General features: G+C 51.2%; 2 tRNA genes and 3 rRNA genes. All 5 read left to right on the forward strand.

The features are described 5' to 3' along the window. Window positions 1–201, forward strand: a 16S ribosomal RNA gene (locus AB840_RS14980); the annotation flags it as partial. A 241-nt stretch (window positions 202–442) separates the two neighbouring features. Next, window positions 443–519 (forward strand) — tRNA-Ile (locus AB840_RS14985). Between the two features lie 98 nt (window positions 520–617). Beyond that, window positions 618–693: transfer RNA gene (locus AB840_RS14990), tRNA-Ala, on the forward strand. Window positions 694–854: 161 nt separating this feature from the next. Beyond that, window positions 855–3,539: ribosomal RNA gene (locus tag AB840_RS14995) — 23S ribosomal RNA — on the forward strand. A 149-nt stretch (window positions 3,540–3,688) separates the two neighbouring features. Then, window positions 3,689–3,781: ribosomal RNA gene (rrf, locus tag AB840_RS15000) — 5S ribosomal RNA — on the forward strand; the annotation flags it as partial.

Genomic DNA, 3,781 nt, shown 5'->3' on the forward strand with positions numbered 1-3,781 from the left:
CGCTAGTAATCGCAGGTCAGCATACTGCGGTGAATACGTTCCCGGGCCTTGTACACACCGCCCGTCACACCACGAAAGTCATTCACACCCGAAGCCGGTGAGGTAACCGCAAGGAGCCAGCCGTCGAAGGTGGGGGCGATGATTGGGGTGAAGTCGTAACAAGGTAGCCGTATCGGAAGGTGCGGCTGGATCACCTCCTTTCTAGGGATAAGCAGGGAGCCGCATGTGAAGGAGTGCAACGCACGACGCACACATGTGAGCGAGTCACTTATGCCGGATATGACTGATAGTATATGTTGAAAGACATATAGTATGAGCGCAGATCCGGCGAAGTAGAGATACAGTAAGGGACTCAACCCAATCACTTAGGTCGGCATTCTGGAACAACCAATTTTGCATTGTTTAGTTTTGAGAGGCCATGTGCTTCTTAATTTCATAATATGGGCCTATAGCTCAGCTGGTTAGAGCGCACGCCTGATAAGCGTGAGGTCGGTAGTTCAAGTCTACCTAGGCCCACCATGGCAAATTGATATACCTGAAACATGAAAATGTAGTACGGACAATCAAGGCGCCTTTATGCATTAATGGGGATTTATAATAAATCCCGAGTAAGTAGTGGGGGTGTAGCTCAGCTGGGAGAGCACCTGCCTTGCAAGCAGGGGGTCAGGAGTTCGATTCTCCTCATCTCCACCAACACATTTGTACCTTGACAACTGCATAGAAAAGTATTGAAGAAAGTACCTCTTTTTTTGTAAGAAAAAAGGGAGTACCTTAACGAACCGAAGAAACTCTAATATATACAAGGTGAAGACAGCAGGAGCCGCAAGGTGAGAGCTGATCTTAAAAAAGACGTAAGTCAAGTAAGTAAGGGCATACGGCGGATGCCTTGGCCATATCAGCCGAAGAAGGACGCGATAAGCTGCGAAAAGCTGCGGTAAGGTGCAAGTAACCATTGACCCGCAGGTATCCGAATGGGGAAACCCGGCAGTAGGAGTACTGTCATCCTTTCGAGGAAGGGCACCCGGTGAACTGAAACATCTAAGTAGCCGGAGGAAAAGGAATCAACAGAGATACCCCTAGTAGCGGCGAGCGGCGCATAGTACCGTGAGGGAACGGTGAAAAGAACCCCGGGAGGGGAATGAAAGAGAACCTGAAACCGTATGTCTACAAGCAGTCGAAGCGCTTTATATGCGCGACGGCGTGCCTATTGAAGAATGAACCGGCGAGTTATTTCATCCAGCGAGGTTAAGCGGGAAACGTGGAGCCGAAGCGAAAGCGAGTCTGAATAGGGCGTCCAGTTGGATGGAATAGACCCGAAACCACAGTGATCTATCCATGCCCAGGTTGAAGCACAGGTAAAAATGTGTGGAGGACCGAACCAGTGAGCGTTGAAAAGCTTTTGGATGAGGTGTGGATAGGGGTGAAATGCCAATCGAACGTGGAGATAGCTGGTTCTCCCCGAAATAGCTTTAGGGCTAGCCTCATGGAGAGAGTACAGGCGGTAGAGCACTGAACGGGGTAGGGGCCTATCCGGCTACTGAACCTAATCAAACTACGAATGGCTGTACTTATACATGGGAGTCAGACTGTGAGTAATAAGGCCCATAGTCAAGAGGGAAACAGCCCAGACCAACAGCTAAGGTCCCCAATGCCGTACTAAGTGGCGAAGGATGTGGAATTTCGAAAACAACCAGGATGTTGGCTCAGAAGCAGCCACCATTAAAAGAGTGCGTAATAGCTCACTGGTCGAGAGACTCTGCGCCGAAGATGACCGGGGCTAAAGTACGGAACCGAAGCTTTGGCATGTAGGAAACTACATGGGTAGGGGAGCGTTCCTGCATGGAAGAAGCCTGACCGGAAGGACAGGTGGACAGGCAGGAAGAGAGAATGCCGGTATGAGTAGCGAAAAGGAAGGTGCGAATCCTTCCCACCGAAAGCCTAAGGGTTCCTGGGCAACGATCGTCGACCCAGGGTAAGTCGGGACCTAATCCGAGGCGGAGACGCGTAGGAGATGGACAACAGGTTGAAATTCCTGTACCGCAAAAGTCTGATTGAGCGATGGAGTGACACAAGAAGGAATGCGCGCATGCGATTGGAAGAGCATGTCCAAGCAGGTAGGTAGTATGATAGGGAAAGCCGTCATACTGAAAGCCGAGATGCGATGGGGAGCCTTTGGAGACAAAGGTGAAGGGGCAGGGACTCAATTGTCGAGAAAAGCTTCTAGTAAGGACTTAGGCGCCCGTACCAAAACCGACACAGGTAGGCAAGAAGAGAATTCTAAGGTGCGCGGGAAAACCCTCGTTAAGGAACTCGGCAAAATGTATCCGTAACTTCGGGAAAAGGATAACCCAGAGTAGGTAAAGTCCAGAAACGGACGGAGCCGGAATGGGAGGCAGAAGAGAGGCCCAAGCGACTGTTTACCACAAACACAGGCGTCTGCTAAAGCGAAAGCTGATGTATAGATGCTGACACCTGCCCGGTGCTGGAAGGTTAAGAGGACGTGTTAGCCGCAAGGCGAAGCAGAGAATTGAAGCCCCAGTAAACGGCGGCCGTAACTATAACGGTCCTAAGGTAGCGAAATTCCTTGTCGGGTAAGTTCCGACCCGCACGAAAGGTGTAACGATTTGGGCACTGTCTCAACGAGGGACCCGGTGAAATTGAAGTACCTGTGAAGATGCAGGTTACCCGCGACTGGACAGAAAGACCCCATGGAGCTTTACTGTAACCTGAGATTGGATTCCGGTAGAAGATGTACAGGATAGTTGGGAGGCTGGGAAGTGAGTACGCAAGTATTGACAGAGCCGATGGTGGGATACCAACCTTGTTTTATTGGAATTCTAACGAGACACGTAACGAGTGTGCGGACAGTCTCAGGCGGGCAGTTTGACTGGGGCGGTCGCCTCCGAAAGAGCAACGGAGGCGCCCAAAGGTTCCCTCAGCGCGGACGGAAACCGCGCGCAGAGTGTAAAGGCAGAAGGGAGCTTGACTGCGAGACGGACAGGTCGAGCAGGGACGAAAGTCGGGCTTAGTGATCCGGTGGTAGAGAGTGGAATTGCCATCGCTCAACGGATAAAAGCTACCCTGGGGATAACAGGCTTATCTCTCCCAAGAGTCCATATCGACGGGGAGGTTTGGCACCTCGATGTCGGCTCATCACATCCTGGGGCTGAAGTAGGTCCCAAGGGTTGGGCTGTTCGCCCATTAAAGTGGTACGCGAGCTGGGTTCAGAACGTCGTGAGACAGTTCGGTCCCTATCCATCGCGGGCGGAAGAAACTTGAAAGGGGCTGCTCCTAGTACGAGAGGACCGGAGTGGACGAACCAATGGTGTACCAGTCATGCCGCCAGGCGTGCAGCTGGGTAGCTACGTTCGGGACGGATAAACGCTGAAAGCATCTAAGCGTGAAACCAGCCTAGAGATGAGGTTTCTCATTACGAAAGTAAGTAAGGTCCCATGAAGACGACATGGTAGATAGGCCGGGAGTGGACGTACAGTAATGTATGGAGCGGACCGGTACTAATAGACCGAGGACTTGACTTAAGCAGTTTGAAAAAGAGTACATGCGAAGAAACGACGAAAGACTCACAACCAAAACATACAAACTAAGTAGATGACATTAGAGTCACACCGATTGTTAAGATCCGAAATACTTTTCGATGTAGTTGTCAGGATACGAATCCTGAAACGAATTCAGTGGTGATGGCTGCAGGGATCCACCTGTTCCCATACCGAACACAGCAGTTAAGCCTGCAAACGCCGAAAGTACTTGGGTGGAAGCGCCC

Source organism: Megasphaera cerevisiae DSM 20462, from assembly GCF_001045675.1.
Lineage (GTDB): Bacteria > Bacillota > Negativicutes > Veillonellales > Megasphaeraceae > Megasphaera > Megasphaera cerevisiae.